Origin of the sequence: Rhodococcus sp. ENV425 (assembly GCF_002887785.1) — a bacterium.
GTDB lineage: Bacteria > Actinomycetota > Actinomycetes > Mycobacteriales > Mycobacteriaceae > Rhodococcus > Rhodococcus aetherivorans.
This window is the reverse complement of sequence record NZ_PCZU01000262.1, coordinates 6,655-21,369: the sequence shown is the minus strand read 5'-3', so window position 1 is coordinate 21,369 and position 14,715 is coordinate 6,655. Positions and strand designations below refer to the sequence as shown.

General features: G+C 71.0%; 15 protein-coding genes. 9 read left to right on the top strand and 6 right to left on the bottom strand.

The genetic code is table 11. The annotated features are described in order from the left end of the window. Nucleotides 1–1,373 (top strand): carboxylesterase/lipase family protein (locus CQZ88_RS23445; RefSeq protein ID WP_258008742.1); only part of this gene is annotated, 1,373 nt, incomplete at its 5' end. Here CQZ88_RS23445 and CQZ88_RS23440 read toward each other — a convergent pair. Genes CQZ88_RS23440 through CQZ88_RS23430 form a run of 3 tightly spaced genes read right to left on the bottom strand, consistent with a single transcriptional unit; the run spans nt 1,366 to nt 3,040 of the window. Continuing rightward, nucleotides 1,366–1,692 (bottom strand): cupin domain-containing protein, encoded by a 327-nt coding sequence (locus CQZ88_RS23440; RefSeq protein ID WP_006933250.1) that lies wholly within the window; start codon nt 1,690–1,692, stop codon nt 1,366–1,368. The genes CQZ88_RS23445 and CQZ88_RS23440 overlap by 8 nt on opposite strands. A 59-nt stretch (nt 1,693–1,751) precedes the next feature. Next, nucleotides 1,752–2,249 (bottom strand): dihydrofolate reductase, encoded by a 498-nt coding sequence (locus CQZ88_RS23435; RefSeq protein ID WP_029541961.1) that lies wholly within the window; start codon nt 2,247–2,249, stop codon nt 1,752–1,754. Continuing rightward, nucleotides 2,246–3,040, bottom strand: a complete 795-nt coding sequence (locus CQZ88_RS23430) for a thymidylate synthase (protein WP_006933254.1) — start codon at nt 3,038–3,040, stop codon at nt 2,246–2,248. Before CQZ88_RS23430 ends, CQZ88_RS23435 begins: the two co-directional genes overlap by 4 nt. Before the next feature lie 85 nt (nt 3,041–3,125). Between CQZ88_RS23430 and CQZ88_RS23425 the strand changes: the two genes are divergently transcribed. From CQZ88_RS23425 to CQZ88_RS23410, 4 genes are all read left to right on the top strand, one after another. Continuing rightward, on the top strand, nt 3,126–3,992 hold the full coding sequence (locus CQZ88_RS23425; RefSeq protein ID WP_102800386.1) for an Fpg/Nei family DNA glycosylase: 867 nt from the start codon (nt 3,126–3,128) through the stop codon (nt 3,990–3,992). Between the two features lie 59 nt (nt 3,993–4,051). Beyond that, a complete protein-coding gene (locus CQZ88_RS23420; RefSeq protein ID WP_006933256.1) occupies nt 4,052–5,107 on the top strand; it encodes a tellurite resistance/C4-dicarboxylate transporter family protein in 1,056 nt (351 codons plus the stop codon). After that, complete coding sequence (locus CQZ88_RS23415; protein ID WP_102800385.1) at nt 5,062–5,757, top strand: alpha/beta family hydrolase; 696 nt, start codon at nt 5,062–5,064, stop codon at nt 5,755–5,757. The genes CQZ88_RS23420 and CQZ88_RS23415 overlap by 46 nt, the downstream gene beginning before the upstream one ends. Nucleotides 5,758–6,026: 269 nt before the next feature. Continuing rightward, complete coding sequence (locus CQZ88_RS23410; RefSeq protein WP_029541955.1) at nt 6,027–7,559, top strand: MFS transporter; 1,533 nt, start codon at nt 6,027–6,029, stop codon at nt 7,557–7,559. Here the strand turns inward: CQZ88_RS23410 and CQZ88_RS23405 are convergent. After that, nucleotides 7,540–8,286 (bottom strand): 2OG-Fe dioxygenase family protein, encoded by a 747-nt coding sequence (locus CQZ88_RS23405; protein WP_043797715.1) that lies wholly within the window; start codon nt 8,284–8,286, stop codon nt 7,540–7,542. The genes CQZ88_RS23410 and CQZ88_RS23405 overlap by 20 nt on opposite strands. Nucleotides 8,287–8,467: 181 nt before the next feature. Continuing rightward, complete coding sequence (locus tag CQZ88_RS23400; protein ID WP_043797717.1) at nt 8,468–9,814, bottom strand: nicotinate phosphoribosyltransferase; 1,347 nt, start codon at nt 9,812–9,814, stop codon at nt 8,468–8,470. A gap of 151 nt (nt 9,815–9,965) precedes the next feature. Here CQZ88_RS23400 and CQZ88_RS23395 point away from each other — a divergent pair, with 151 nt between their 5' ends. Next, nucleotides 9,966–11,648, top strand: coding sequence for a GAF domain-containing sensor histidine kinase (locus CQZ88_RS23395; protein ID WP_051445996.1), 1,683 nt, complete (start codon nt 9,966–9,968; stop codon nt 11,646–11,648). Nucleotides 11,649–11,661: 13 nt separating this feature from the next. On the opposite strand, the gene CQZ88_RS23390 is transcribed toward CQZ88_RS23395, so the two are convergent. Continuing rightward, a complete protein-coding gene (locus CQZ88_RS23390) occupies nt 11,662–12,300 on the bottom strand; it encodes a response regulator transcription factor (RefSeq protein WP_029541947.1) in 639 nt (212 codons plus the stop codon). 193 nt (nt 12,301–12,493) lie between these two features. On the opposite strand from CQZ88_RS23390, the gene CQZ88_RS23385 reads away from it, so the two are divergent. The 3 genes from CQZ88_RS23385 to CQZ88_RS23375 all read left to right on the top strand — a co-directional run bounded on the left by CQZ88_RS23385 (nt 12,494) and on the right by CQZ88_RS23375 (nt 14,710). Beyond that, entirely contained in the window at nt 12,494–13,414 is a 921-nt protein-coding gene (locus tag CQZ88_RS23385) for a nitroreductase family protein (protein ID WP_029541945.1), read from the top strand. A gap of 70 nt (nt 13,415–13,484) precedes the next feature. Continuing rightward, nucleotides 13,485–14,438 carry an acyl-ACP desaturase gene (locus CQZ88_RS23380; RefSeq protein WP_043797719.1) on the top strand — a complete coding sequence of 318 codons (954 nt, stop codon included), beginning with the start codon at nt 13,485–13,487 and terminating at the stop codon, nt 14,436–14,438. After that, entirely contained in the window at nt 14,435–14,710 is a 276-nt protein-coding gene (locus tag CQZ88_RS23375) for a hypothetical protein (RefSeq protein WP_006933270.1), read from the top strand. The genes CQZ88_RS23380 and CQZ88_RS23375 overlap by 4 nt, the downstream gene beginning before the upstream one ends. Nucleotides 14,711–14,715: the final 5 nt, after the last annotated feature.

The window sequence follows — 14,715 nt, the reverse complement described above, 5'->3', positions numbered from 1 at the left end:
CCCGCTTCGGCGCCGCGGCGAGCCAGCACCCGCGCGGCCTGACGATCGGTTTCCGGAAGCAGCAGCCCGCGAGCGAGGACTGCCTGACGCTCAACGTGCTGGCGCCCGCGGCGCCCGCCGCGACGCCGCGGGCGGTGCTGGTGTTCATCCACGGCGGCGCCTACACGCTGGGCACCACGGCGATGCCGCTCTACGGCGGGGAATCGCTGGTGCGCCGCGGTGACGTCATCTACGTGTCGATCAACTACCGGCTCGGCAGCCTCGGCTATCTCGACTTCACCCAGTTCTCCACGGCGGAAAGGCCTTTCGACTCGAACCTGGGGCTGCGCGACCAGGTCGCCGCGCTGGCATGGGTGCGCCGCAACATCGCCGCCTTCGGCGGGGACCCCGACAACATCACGATCTTCGGCGAATCCGCCGGCGGCAACGCCGTCACCACCCTGCTCGCCACACCCGCCGCCGCGGGACTGTTCGCCCGCGCCATCGCCCAGAGCTCGGCACCGAACCTCGTCGTCGACGCCGACCACGCGGCCGAGTGGGCGCGACGTTTCGTCGAACTGCTCGGCGCAGAACGAGATTCCGCGGTCGCGGCGCTCGAGTCCGCGACCCCGGCGGAGCTCGGCCGCGCCGCCCAGCGGCTCAGCGGGCGCATCCTGCACCAGACGCCCGGACTGCACGCGTTCGGTCCCGTCATCGACGGCGACTACCTACCCACCGCCCCGATCGAAGCCTACGAAACCGGTGCCGCACATCGGGTTCCGCTGATCATCGGCACCAACGCGCGGGAGGGCACGCTGTTCCCGCGGGTCCTCGACGCGCTGCCCACCAATCAGCTCCGCATCGAGCAGATGTTCGGGCTCACCGATCCCACGGCCCAGGAGCGCGTCGTCGCGGCCTATCCCGGCTACCCGGAGGCCCGCGCGGCCGTCGATCTCGGCGGCGATCTCACGTTCTGGCATCCCTCGATCGAGATCGCCCAGGCCCACGCCCGCCACGCCCCCACCTACAGCTACCGGTTCGACTACGCGCCGCCGCTGCTGCGCTGGACCGGCTTCCACGCCACCCACGCGTTCGAGCTGCTCGCCGTGTTCGGCCAGGCCGACACCGCGCTCGGCCGGGTGGTCACGGTCGCCGGGGGCCGGCGCGCGCTGCGCACGGTGAGCGACACGGTGCAGCGTCAGTGGCTGCACTTCGCGCAGGAGGGCGAGCCGCTGCCGTCGTGGCCGCGCTACGACGAGCGCGACCGCGCCACCGTCATCTTCGACGACCCGACGCGCGTGGAGTACGACCCGTGGCGGGAGCGGCGGCTGGCCTGGGCCGGGTACCGCGGCTACCGCGGTCTCGCGCTGCCGCAGGCGGGAGCGGTCACTTGACCACGGTCAGCAGGAACACGACGTCCTCGAGCGCGGTGACGCTGTGCCGGACGGTGGGCAGCACCAGGTAGTCGCCGGTTGAGCCCTTCCAGGAGTCGTCGCCGGCGATCAGGGACAGCCGCCCGCCGAGCACCTGCAGCGACCCCTCGCCGGGGCCGTCGTGCTCGGCGAGTTCGTGGCCGGCCAGCAGTGCCACCATCGTCTGCCGCAGATGCTTGGCGTGCCCGCCCAAGATCGTCTGCGAGCTGCGGCCGCTGCTCGATGCCGCCGCCAGCTTCAGTTGCTGTCGCGCCAGAGCCGTGAGGGAAAGCTTGTCCATGGCAGCCCTTCCTGGTCGGGGTACGCCCTCGCAGTATGGCCCACCGGGCGCGCCACCGGTCAGGTTCGCGCGTACCGGACGAAGCGGAACCCGATTCCGTCGCCGGATTCCTGCCGCGCGCCGACGTCCACGGCCGTCCACCCGGGACCGATCCGCGGGGCGAAGGCGTCCGCGCCGACCTCGAGGTCCACCTCCGTGACGAGCAGCCGCGTCGCATGCGGCATGGCCTGCGCGTAGATCTGGCCGCCGCCGATGACGCAGACGTCACCGCCGCCGGCGAGCGCCAGGGCCTCCGGCACGCCGTGGGCCACCTCGGCGCCCGCGTCCGACCAGGCCGGGTCACGGGTGACGACGATGTTGCGCCGGCCGGGCAGCGGCCGGAACCGCGGCGGCAGCGACTCCCACGTCAGCCGGCCCATGATCACCGGTTTACCCGTCGTCGCGGCCCGGAAGTGCGCCATGTCCTCGGGGATGCGCCACGGGATCGCGCCGTCACGGCCGATGCCGCCGTCGCGGTCCTGCGCCCAGATCAGGACGATGTCGCCCGTCTCCGTCATACCGCGACCGGCGCCTTGATCGGCGGGTGGTGCCGGTACCCGGTGATCTGCACGTCCTCGTACTCGTAGTCGAAGATCGACCCGCGCCGGTTCAGCTCCAGGGTGGGATACGGGTAGGGCGCGCGGGAGAGCTGCTCGGTGACCTGCTCGACGTGGTTGTCGTAGATGTGGCAGTCCCCGCCCGTCCACACGAACTCGCCCGGCTCGAGGTCGGTCTGCTGGGCCACCATGTGGGTCAGCAGCGCATAGCTGGCGATGTTGAACGGCACGCCGAGGAACAGGTCGGCGCTGCGCTGGTACAGCTGGCAGCTGAGCTTGCCGTCGGCGACGTGGAACTGGAAGAACGCGTGGCACGGCGCGAGCGCCATCCGGTCGATCTCGCCGACGTTCCACGCGGAGACCACGATGCGCCGCGAGTCGGGGTCGGTGCGGATCGTGTCGATCGCCTTGGTGATCTGATCGATGTGCCCGCCGTCGGGGGCGGGCCAGGAGCGCCACTGCACCCCGTAGACGGGACCGAGCTCGCCGTCGGCGTCGGCCCACTCGTCCCAGATCGTGACGCCGTGCTCCTGCAGCCACTTGACGTTCGAGTCGCCGCGCAGGAACCACAGCAGCTCGTACACGATGGACTTCAGGTGCACCTTCTTGGTGGTGATCAGCGGAAAGCCCTGCGAGAGGTCGAAGCGCATCTGGTGCCCGAACAGGCTGCGCGTCCCGGTGCCCGTGCGGTCGGCCTTGGGCGTGCCGGTGTCGAGCACGAGGCGGAGGAGGTCTTCGTACGGGGTCGGCACGGCAGTCACCACGACAGGCTATCGCCCGTGCGTGGTTGTGGTCGTTGGGGCAGCCCGAAGCACGCACGGGCGATAGCCTGACTCCATGCCCGAGCTGCCCGAGGTGGAGGCCCTGGCGGTGTTCCTGCGCGAGCACGCCGTCGGTGCCGTCGTCGGCCGGATCGACGTGGCGGCGCTCAGTGTCCTGCAGCCCGCCGACCCGCCGATCACCGTGCTGCAGGGCCGCGACGTCACCGGCGTGTCCCGCTTCGGGAAGTTCCTGGCCGTCGACTGCGCCGGTCTGTGGCTCGTCACGCACCTGTCGCGGGCGGGGTGGCTGCGCTGGCAGGACAACCCGTCGCCGGCACCGCCGAAGCTGGGCCGGGGGCCGCTCGCGCTGCGGGTACACCTGTTCACCCCCGACGCCGCCACCCCCGCCTTCGACCTCACCGAGGCCGGCACCCGCAAGCGCCTCGCCGTGTGGATCGCCGACCGTCCGCAGCAGGTGCCCGGCATCGCCCGGCTCGGTCCCGACGCCCTGGCCGTCACCGCCGACGAGCTGGCCGCGCGGCTGGCGGGCAGCACCGCACGCCTGAAGACCGCCCTCACCGACCAGCAGGTGCTCGCCGGGATCGGCAACGCCTACTCCGACGAGATCCTGCACGTCGCACGGCTGTCGCCGTTCGCGCCGGCGGGCCGGCTTACCGACGAGCAGCGGCAGGCGCTGTACGACGCGCTGCGCACGGTGCTCCTCGACGCCGTGAGCCGTTCCGTGGGCCAGGATGCCGCGCGGCTCAAGGGTGAGAAGCGGTCCGGGATGCGGGTACACGCCCGCACGGGCCTGCCGTGCCCGGAGTGCGGCGACACCGTCCGCGAGGTCGCCTATGCCGAACGTTCCTTCCAGTACTGCCCCACGTGCCAGACCGGCGGGAAGATCCTCGCGGACCGGCGGCTGTCGCGGCTGGTCAAGTGAGTGGTGTCGTTCGGGACCCGCGCAGATCCGGAAGGACACCACGGCGGTAGCGTGCGGCTGTGACGGTTCTCGACGGTCTCCGCGGGGGTGCCCGCACGCTCGACCCCGGCTACTTCGCGCTCGTGATGGCGACCGGCATCGTGTCGATCGGCATGCACCTGCAGGGCCTGGTCACGGTGTCGGCCGCGTTACTGCTGGTGTCCGTCGCCGCCTACGCCGTCCTGCTGGTGTTGACCGGGTGGCGGCTCGTGCGGTTCCGCGGCGAGGTCCGCGCCGACCTCACCGACGCGAGCCGCGCGTTCGGGTTCTTCACGTTCGTCGCGGGCAGCAACGTGCTGGGGATCCGCCTGACCATGGACGGGTGGCACTCGACGGCGGCGGTCCTGCTCGTCGGCGCGGCCGCGACGTGGCTCGTGCTCGGCTATGTGATTCCCTGGACGGCGGTGCTCGGCACTCGCAGACGCCCGGTGATCGCCAAGGCCAACGGCAGCTGGTTCGTGTGGGTGGTCGCGGCCCAGTCGGTCGCGCTCGCCGCAGCCACCCTCGAGCCGATCTACGACGACCTGCGGCGGCCGCTGTCGCTGGTGGCCGTGTTCGCGTGGTCGGTCGGCCTGTTCCTCTACGCCGCGGCGGGCGTGTTCGTCGCGGCCCGGATGATGCAGTATCCGCTCCGGCCGGTGGACCTCACGCCGTCGTACTGGGTGTCGATGGGCGCCGCGGCGATCACCGTGGTGGCCGGCTCACGCATCGTGGCGATGGAGTCGGCCCCGATGGTCGACGCCACCCGTGGACTCGTCGCCGGGCTGGTGGTGGTGTTCTGGGCGTTCGCGACGTGGCTGCTGCCCGCCCTCGTCGCCGCCGGGTGGTGGCGGCACCGCACCCACCGCATCCGGCTGCGCTACGAGCCGGGCCTGTGGTCGGTGGTCTTCCCGCTCGGGATGTACGGCGTCGCCGGGGTCTACCTCGCCGAGGCCGACGAGTTGCCGTGGGTCGGGGTGGTCGGCAGGACGGAACTGTGGGCGGCCGTGACGGTGTGGGCGGCGGTGTTCGCGGCGATGCTCGTGCACCTGTGGCGCACGGTGCTGCGTCCGCGTCCGGCTACCGTGGGCCGGTGACGACCGAGGACCTCGACGACGATTCCGTGCACGGCGTGCTGCACCACCCGGCCGGTGTCCCGTGCGGCGCGGTGGCGCTGACCCACGGGGCCGGCGGCAACTGCGACGCGGCGATCCTGCGGCAGGTGTGCAACGCGTTCGCCGACGCCGGGTTCCTCGCGTTGCGGTTCGACCTGCCGTTCCGGCGCCGGCGGCCGAAGGGGCCGCCGCAGCCGTCGCGAGCGGCGGAGGACCGGGCCGGGATCGCGGCGGCGGCCGAGGCGATGCGGGTCCGCACAGTCGGCCCACTCGTGCTCGGCGGCGTCTCGTACGGCGGCCGGCAGACGTCGATACTTGCCGCCGAGCAGCCCGACGTCGCGGACGCGCTCGTCCTGCTGTCGTATCCGCTGCACCCGCCGGGCAAGCCCGGGAAGGCCCGCACCGAGCACCTGCCGTCCCTGACGGTGCCGACGGTCTTCGCGCACGGCGACCGGGACCCGTTCGGCAGCCTGGACGAGATGCGCGCCGCGCTGACCTTGATTCCGGCGCCCGTCGTGCTGGTCCCGGTGACCGGCACGGCGCACGACCTCGGCAAGGCGAAGACCGATCCGGCACTGCCGATCGTGCACGCCGTGTCCGGACTGCTCTCGGACACGGCGTCCCGGCCGTGACACCCGGGGCCGCGGGTGTCACGCGTCGGTGGCGTGGGCCCGGCCGGAGGGCGGTGACCGCTGCCCTCGGGGCGGGCCTGGCCTCGTGTAGATCCTCGACGGCGGCGGCCGGGGCGGTCCGTCGCATCCTCCACGAGCCGACCCGCCGTTGTGGCCGGTGTCAGGCCGTCGGTTCGGCCCTCCAACCTCCGACGGGACGCGGAAGCCGGGGCTAGAGTCGATCAGGTCGGACGTGGGAGCAGGGGAGGTGGGCGGTGCCTACGTCTCGGTTGCGGACCAACGCGAGGACCCTGCCGATCATCCTGGCCCTGTCCCTCGCCTTCACGATCACGGTCGTCGACCCGCTGGTGCTGAGCCTGAATCTGCCGCAGGTGAGCCGGGCCCTCGACGTGCCACCGCAGGTCGTCGGATTGCTGGGCGGTATGGCGACGCTGGTGATGGCCGCAGCCGTCCTCGCCGCGGGCAACCTTGGCGACGCGTTCGGGCTTCGACGCTTGCTGAGGTCGGGACTGGTCGTCGTCACGGTCGCCAATCTGCTCTCCATGCTCTCGCCCAACTACGCTTTTCTGCTTGCGATGCGCGTGTTGGACGGATTGGGAATGACGGCGCTGCTCGGAGTGCCGCTGGCCCTGCTCAAGACGTCCGTGACGGACAAGCAGCGGCCGACGGCCATCGGCGTTTTCGTGGCCATCGAGATGGTTCTCTGCGGGGTACTCCCGGCGTTGACGGGCTGGGCGGTGGCGGCCGTCGGCTGGCGAGTTGTGTTCCTGGTCGCACCGCTGCTTGCCATGATCTCGCTTCTGCTGACGGCGAGGTACGTCCCGGAGACGCCCGTTCAGCATCGCGCCCGGCTGGACGTGGCCGGCGTCATCCTGGTCGGTATGGCCCTCCTGGCACTCGTCATCGGACTGGCAGCCGCGCAGAACGGCGTCTTCCGGCCCGAGACATGGCTGCCGCTGGCCGTCAGCGTGGTCGCCGCCGTGCTTTTCGTTCGCCACGAACACCGCACCCCCGAACCGGCATTGGACCTGGCTCTGTTCGGAAGCCGGCCCTTCAGCGTGGCTCTGGCGGCGGCCTTCACGCTGAATTTTCTCATGGCAGGGCTCGGCATCGTCCTGGGGCAGTTCGGCAGTGTGGTGCTCGCGCTGTCACCGGAGACCATCGGCCTGTTGTTCCTCCCCGGCACACTGCTGATCGCCGGTTTCGTGGTCTTGTCCGGGAGCCTGGTGGGGAAGTTCTCGCCGAGACCGGTGATGGTCGTCGGCCTCCTGCTCATGGCAGCCGGCGGACTGCTGATGGCGGGCACGGTCAACCCGGCAATGGCGCTGTGGTTGCTCGTGGCGGCCGTATGGCTGTACAACCTGGGCTCCATGGTGACCTCCACATCGGTGTCCGAGACGGTGCTCTCCCAGGCGCCGAGCGGGCAGTCCGGAACGGTGGCTTCCGTGCAGTTGGCCTTCGGGATGACCGGCTATGCGTTCGGGCCCACCGTGTACCTGCTGCTTCTCAACGTATTCTTCCAGCGAGAATGGCTGGCCGACACCGAGGCTCGCGGGCTGACGGCGACTCAGGGCGAGCAGGCCGTGGATGCCGCGCGTAGCGCGGTGGCGCAGAGCCCCGGCGGCGCCGGGTACGACCCGAACTTGCTTCGGCAGGTGGGCGGTCTCGATCTCGGAGCGGACTTGGCCGACGCGGTGCGACTCACCATGCTGACTGTCAGCGCCCTGCCGATCGCTGTGGCGGTGGCGGCCTTTGTGCTCATGTCCCGCCGCAAGAGGCCGATCAGGACGGTACGCAGGTGACCACCAGCACGTCCCTACGTGCCGGCTTGCCGCGGTCGACCGCTCGGATCGGCGAAACACCGTGCCGGGTGCAACGGTCGTCGCCCAGAAGGAAGGTGCCGGGTTCGCGCAGGGTCGTCGTCAGAAGTCGATCGCCCTCCGGGCCGAACACCGAACTTTCGCCGCCGACGGCATTGTCGACGCCGATCAACAGGGAACTGACCAGCGTGACACCGTCGCGGTGCACGCCCTCGGGCGTGGGCCGGCCCTCGTCATCCGCCGTTGCGACCACGCGGAACGGATGCACCCAGACCGTCCATTCGGGAGCTTCGTCGAGGACCGGCGCGATCCGGCCCACCAGCTTCACCGTGCGCTCGAACAGCGGATCTTCGAGGAACGCGGCTGTCAGCGGTTCGAAATGGCGGTCTCGTGCGAGGTAGAGAGCGTTGGAGTCGTCAGGCTGTACGAATTCACGGTGCGCCGTCGGCGCCAGCGCGCCGTCGGCCGCCCGGTACCGGAACCGGCCGTAGCGCCGCAGCCGGTGAACGCCCTGTTCTGCCGCGTACGGGTCGGGCGCAAGCTCCTCCCAATGCGCGGAGAACCGAACCCACGCATCGGCGTCGGCACCGATGGATCGCCACAGGTCTGCCGCCGACATCAAGAACGTGCCCACGGAGGCGAGTGCTCGCCGGGCGGCTTCGACCGGATCCGTGCCGGCCTCCGTACCTCCCGCGGCTTCTTCCCTCATCTGCTCAGAGGTAGCAAGGACGGTCCCGACGCGCAACCATCGCCGGTGCAGACGGATGAACGCAGCTGCCCACCGAAAAGGCGCCGAACGAAATCCATTGGGTCGAAGAGCGCGAACGCCACCGTCGGCACGGCGAGTTGCCCCGAAGCGGCCTCCGCCCGCCCGACGCGGCAGGCCCCGGTCAGGGAGTCTGCCGCGCCCGGCGTAACCGGTCGAGATCGTCCTGCACCCGTGCGCTCACGGCCACCGGATACGGCGCTCCCGCCTCGTCGAGGGAACGAAGCGCCGGCGGAAGAGCGTCGATCTGCTGCCGTGCACGCCGTCGCGCCGCGTCGAGTCCGGCGTCGTACTGCGACAGCCGCCGCCCGCCCCGCATCACGGGCACCAGCAGCGGCTCACCCGGGAGGTTCTCGTCGGGCCGGCCGATGATGTCGCCTGCGAAGACGCCGTCGTCGACCCGGCGGTACACCTGCTTGCGCCCGGGAGGGAGGACCTTGCCGCTCGACAGCTTCGTCCGCCCGACGCCGGCGTACTCGACGAGCTTGTACGCCATGTCGAGCGTGGGCGCGTCCTGGGCGACGGAGAGCTGGGTGCCCACCCCGAAGCCGTCGATGGGACAGCCGTCGGCCAGCAGTGCCGCCACGCTGTACTCGTCGAGGCCCGACGAGGCGAAGATCCGGACGTCGTGCAGACCCGCCGCGTCGAGCCGGGCGCGCGCCGCCTTCGACAGCGCCCCGAGATCCCCGGAATCCAGCCGGACCGCCCGCACGTCGAACCGGTCGCCCAGTCGCTCCGCCAGTTCGACGACCAGGTCGACGCCGCGGAGTGTGTCGTAGGTGTCGACGAGCAACGTCGTGCCGGGGTTGAGCCGGGCGAACGCCTCGAAGGCGTCGAACTCGTCGTCGAACGCCTGGACGAAGCTGTGGGCCATCGTGCCGAACGCGGGTATTCCGTATTCCTTGGCCGCGCGCAGGTTGGAGGTTCCCGCCGCACCCGCGAGGTAGCTGGTCCGGGCGACCTCGAGGGCGGCGTCGGTGCCGTGGGCCCGGCGCGCCCCGAAATCCACCACCAGCCGCCCGCGGGCGGCCTCGACCACCCGCGCGGCCTTGCTCGCGAGGACACACTGCAGGTGGATCCGGTTCAGAACGAAGGTCTCGACGAGCTGCGCCTCCAGGATCGGCGCGACGACCTGGACGATCGGCTCGTTCGGAAAGACGACGGTGCCCTCCGGCACGGCCCACACGTCGCCGGTGAAACGCACCCCGGCGAGCCGCTCGAGGAACTCGTCGGAGAACAGGCCGAGGCCGCGCAGGTACTGCAGGTCGTCCTCCTCGAACCGGAACGCCTCGAGGAAATCGAGCACGTCGGGCAGGCCGGCGGCCAGCACATAGGACCGCCCCGGCGGAAGCTTGCGGAAGAACGTCTCGAACACGGCCGTGTCCGACATTCCCAGAGCCAGATAGGCCTGCGCCATCGTGACCTCGTACAGGTCGGTGAACAGCGCGGCACCGCGCGGCGGAACTCCCATGGCAGCCGTCACCCGTCTCCGTCGAACCCGGCCCGTCCGGGCCCGTTCTCCATATGCGGATTCTCACACGCCGGCGACGGGCTGCGGCCGTGTTGCCCCCTTTTGCCGCGGTGCACGGACCGGCACGCAGGGCCGCGCGAGGAGTGCACCTATGCTGACGGGTGTGAGCGCTCCCGGTGACAACGGCACGATCGACGACACCGCCGACATCGACGGACTGCTCGCCGAGATCCGTGAACGGCTCACCGACACCGTTACCACCCCGGCGAGCATGCAGAGCCTGCTCGAGGCGGTGCTCGTCGTCGGGTCGGGCCTCGAACTCGACTCCATGCTGCAGCGCATCGTCTCCGCGGCCGTCGCGCTGCTCGGCGCCCGCTACGGTGCGCTCGGCGTGCGGGCGCCCGACGGCAGGCTGTCGGAGTTCGTGTACGTCGGCATCGACCCGGCCGAGCGCAGCCGCATGGGGCACCTGCCCGAGGGCCGGGGCCTGCTCGGCCTGCTCATCAACGACCCGCGGCCGGTGCGGATCGCGGACCTGTCGGAGCATCCCGCCTCGATCGGCTTCCCACCCGGCCACCCACCGATGAAGAGCTTCCTCGGCACGCCGATCATGGTGCGCGGCAGGGTTTTCGGGAGCATCTATCTCACCGAGAAGATCGACGGTCCCGCCTTCACCGAAGAGGACGAGGTGATCCTGAAGGTCCTCGCCACCTCCGCGGGCGTCGCGATCGACAACGCCCGCCTGTTCGAGGGGTCCCTCACCCGCGAACGCTGGCTCGAGGCGGTGGCCGCGATCAACTCACGGTTGCTGGTGGGCGGTTCCGTCGACGAGACCCTGGCGCTCCTGGTCGACCGGGTCCGGGCCCTCGCCCACACCGTGGGCACCTACGTCCTGCTGGTCGACGGCACCGAGGGGACCGTCCGGGCCGCCGCCGCGCCCGGCCCGCCGGCGACGGGCTCGCGTCTCGACCTCACCGATTCTCCTGTGCTGCAGGCGATCCGCACCAGGCGCACACTGATCACCGACAACCTCGAGGGGCTTCCGGCAGCCGGCGCGGGCCGCGCCGCGATCCTGCCGCTGTCCGCCACGTCGGGGGTCACCGGCGTACTGATCGCCACCCGGTCGGCCCGTTCCGATGCGTGGGACGACGCGGAGGTCACGCGCCTTAAGTCCATGGCCGACCTGGTCACGGTGGCACTCGAATTCGCGGCGCAACAACGCAAGAAGCGGCTGCTCGACGTGCTCGCCGACCGGGACCGGATCGCACAGGATCTGCACGACAACGTGATCCAGCGCCTCTTCGCCACCGGGATGAGCCTGCAGAGCACCCTGGTGCCCGGCACCGATCCGGACCGGGTCGCGGACATCGTCCAACACGCCGTCGAGCAGCTCGACCGTACGGTCCGCGAGATCCGCACCACCATCTTCGATCTGCATACCACCGGCGCCGCGGCGTCGACCAGCCTGCGGCGGCGGCTGCTGGATGTGGTCGGCGACCTGACCACTCAGTCCCCCGTGGCGCCGAACGTCCAATTCGCCGGCGCCATCGACACTCTCGTACCCGCACGCATCCATCCACACGCCGAGGCGGTGCTGCGGGAGGGACTGAGCAACGCGCTGCGCCACTCGCAGTCGGAGAAGATCTCCGTATCCGTCACCGCGGGCGACGAGTTCACGATCGAGATCGTCGACGACGGCATCGGGCTGCCGGACACCCCGCGCCGCAGCGGCCTCGCGAACCTCGAGCGGCGCGCCCAGCAGTGCGGCGGCCGCTGCAGCACCGGACCCGGCGACAGGGGCGGGACGCGCGTGCTGTGGCAGGTCCCCCTGTGACCCGGGGTCCCCGTCAGACCTCGCGCTGCTTGCGCAGCTCGGTGGCGAGCACCGCGGCCTGCGTGCGGCGCTGCATCCCGAGCTTGGCCAGCAGCCGCGAGACGTAGTTCTTGATCGTCTTCTCCGCCAGGAACAGCCGCTCGGCGATCTCGCGGTTGGTCAGGCCCTCCCCGATCAGCTCGAACACGGCCCGCTCCTGCTCCGACAGCTCGGCGAGCGGGTCCGCCGTGCGGGACGCGCGGATGCGTTCCATGAGCGCGGCCGTCGCCCGGCTGTCGAGCAGCGAGCCGCCGGCCGCGACGGTCCGGATCGCCGAGACCAGGTCGGTGCCGAGGATCTGCTTGAGGACGAATCCGGACGCGCCCGCCATGATCGCGTCGAACAGGGCCTCGTCGTCGGCGTAGGAGGTGAGCATGAGCGCGCGCAGCTCCGGCATGCGGGCCCGCAGCTCGCGGCACAGTTCGACGCCGTTGCCGTCGGGCAGGCGCACGTCGAGCACCGCGACTTCGGCTCCGCTGCCCGGGATGCGGGCCAGCGCCTCACCGACCGACGCGGCCTCCCCGACAACCGTGAAGTCGGGCACGCTGTCGAGCAGGTCGACCAACCCGCGCCGCACGATCTCATGGTCGTCGACGAGAAATACCCGAGGCATCGTCCCTCACCTTTCCTGACACCGGCATTGCGGTGACCATCGTCTCAGCTCGCTCGCGCGCCGCCGACCCCGGGCCGTTCGACGGCAGTTTCGGGACCTTCGGCACATGCGCCCGGTGCAGCCCGCGGGCGATGCTCGGACAGTCATCCTCGATGAGCCGTGCGAGGTGACCGACCAGGACGAGGAGGCTGCGATGTCCACGGTGCCCGACACCTGGTCCACGAGCGACACCGAGGTGATCGCGCGTGCCGTGATCGAGGCCCCCTCGATCCACGACACTCAGCCGTGGAACCTGCGCCTCCCGGCCCGCACGGCCGAACTCGAGGAGCGGGTCGAGTTCGCCGCCCCCGGCCAGGACCCCCTGCGCCCGGATCGGCTGATCTCGTGCGGAGCCGCCGTCGCCAACCTCGAACTCGGCATCCGGGTGCTCGGCTGGAGCACCCGGACCCTGCTGCTGCCCGAGCCGGAGCGGCCCGAGCTGATCGCACGGATCGAGGCAGCGGCGCCGGCCACTCCTTCGAGCACCGACCTGGGGTTCTTCGCCGCCATCTCGCACCGGCGCAGCCACCGCGAGTCGTTCGCCCGGATCCCGGTGCCGGCGACCACCATCGCCGACGTGATGGCCGCCGCCGACCTACCCGGGGTCGAGGTTCGCCTGCTGGCGTCGGACGAGGCCCCGGCGCTCGCCGACATGCTCACCTACTCGGCCGACGCGATGCGCCGCAATCCGTACTACCAGCGCGAGATGTTCCGGTGGACGTCGCACTGGCACCCCGAGGGCAACGCCGAGGTGGTGACCGACTGGGGCGCCGATCTCGACGCCGGCGGACCCGCCGGGCGCGCGCTGATCACCACCGGTGTGCCGGACACCGCCGAACTCGCGGCGGCCATCGACCGGGAGACCGTGCTGGTGTTCTCGGTGCACTCCGGCGATCCGATCGACCTGGTCCGGGTGGGCATCGCGTCCGAGCGGGCGTGGCTGGCGGCGGTCGACGCCCGGTTGTCGGCGTCCGTACTCACCTATCCACTGCGCGTGGAGGATTCGGCTGACCGGCTCGCCGAGCGGATGGACATCGACGGCCTGCCGCAACTGATCATGCGCATCGGGTTCTGACCCGACCGAACCGACCGCCGGGCGCCGCAGGGGGGCGCCCGGGGTCCCACCAGAGAGGGAATACATCACTGTGACCAGGGAACTCACGGATCTCGAACTGCTCCGAGAGCTCGAGCCGATCGCCGAGGACAACGTCCACCGCCACCTGGCGATGGCGAAGGACTGGCATCCGCACGACTACGTTCCGTGGGACGCGGGCCGCAACTTCGCCGCCCTCGGCGGCATCGACTGGGACCCCGACCAGTCCGCGCTGTCCGAAACCGCGCAGGCAGCGATGATCACCAATCTGCTCACCGAGGACAACCTGCCCTCCTACCACCGCGAGATCGCCGAACACTTCAGCCTCGACGGCGCCTGGGGCACGTGGGTGGGCCGCTGGACGGCCGAGGAGAACAAGCACTCCGTCGTCATGCGGGACTACCTGGTGGTCACCCGCGGTGTGGACCCCGTCGCGCTCGAGAACGCACGCATGGCGCACATGACCACCGGATTCGACCCGGGCTCGACGTCGATGCTCGAGTCCGTGTCGTACGTGACCTTCCAGGAACTGGCGACCCGGGTCTCGCACCGCAACACCGGTAAGGCCTGCGGGGATCCGATCGCGGACCGCATGCTCGCCCGCGTCGCCGCGGACGAGAACCTGCACATGATGTTCTATCGCAACATCGTCGAGGGCGCCCTCGACATCGCCCCCGACCAGGCGCTCGCCGCGATCATGAGCGTGCTGACCCGCTTTCGGATGCCGGGCGCGTCGATGGCGAACTTCCGGCGCAACGCCGTGCTGATCGCCAAGGGCGGCATCTACGACCTGCGGCAGCATCTCGACGACGTGGTGCTGCCGGTGCTCCGCAAGTGGCGCGTGTTCGACCGCACCGACTTCGGCGGCCGCGGCGAACAGCTGCGCGAGGACCTCGACGCCTTCCTCACCGACCTGCAGACGAAGGCCGAGCGGTTCGAGGAGGCCCGGGACCGGGCGCTGGCCCGTCAGGCCCGGCGCGACGAACACGCAGGGGCGAGCGCATGACCAGCGTGCGCGAGCCCGGATCCCGGGAGGACCGCGACACCGGGTCGGCAGAGCTGTTCGGCTCGGTGCTCGACATGGCCCGCGCCGCGAAACGCGGCGACGTGTCCGGATGGCTCACCGTCAAGAGCGGCACGCACCGCCCGGAGGACGTCGCCTTCCTCAGTTCGCAGATGCTCGGCGTGCTGATCGAGAACGACGCCGTCCGTCGCGGGGTGCATCCCGCCGACGTGTGGAGCGAGCTGCGCCGGCGCGGCCTCGACGACTTCGGCTGACCACG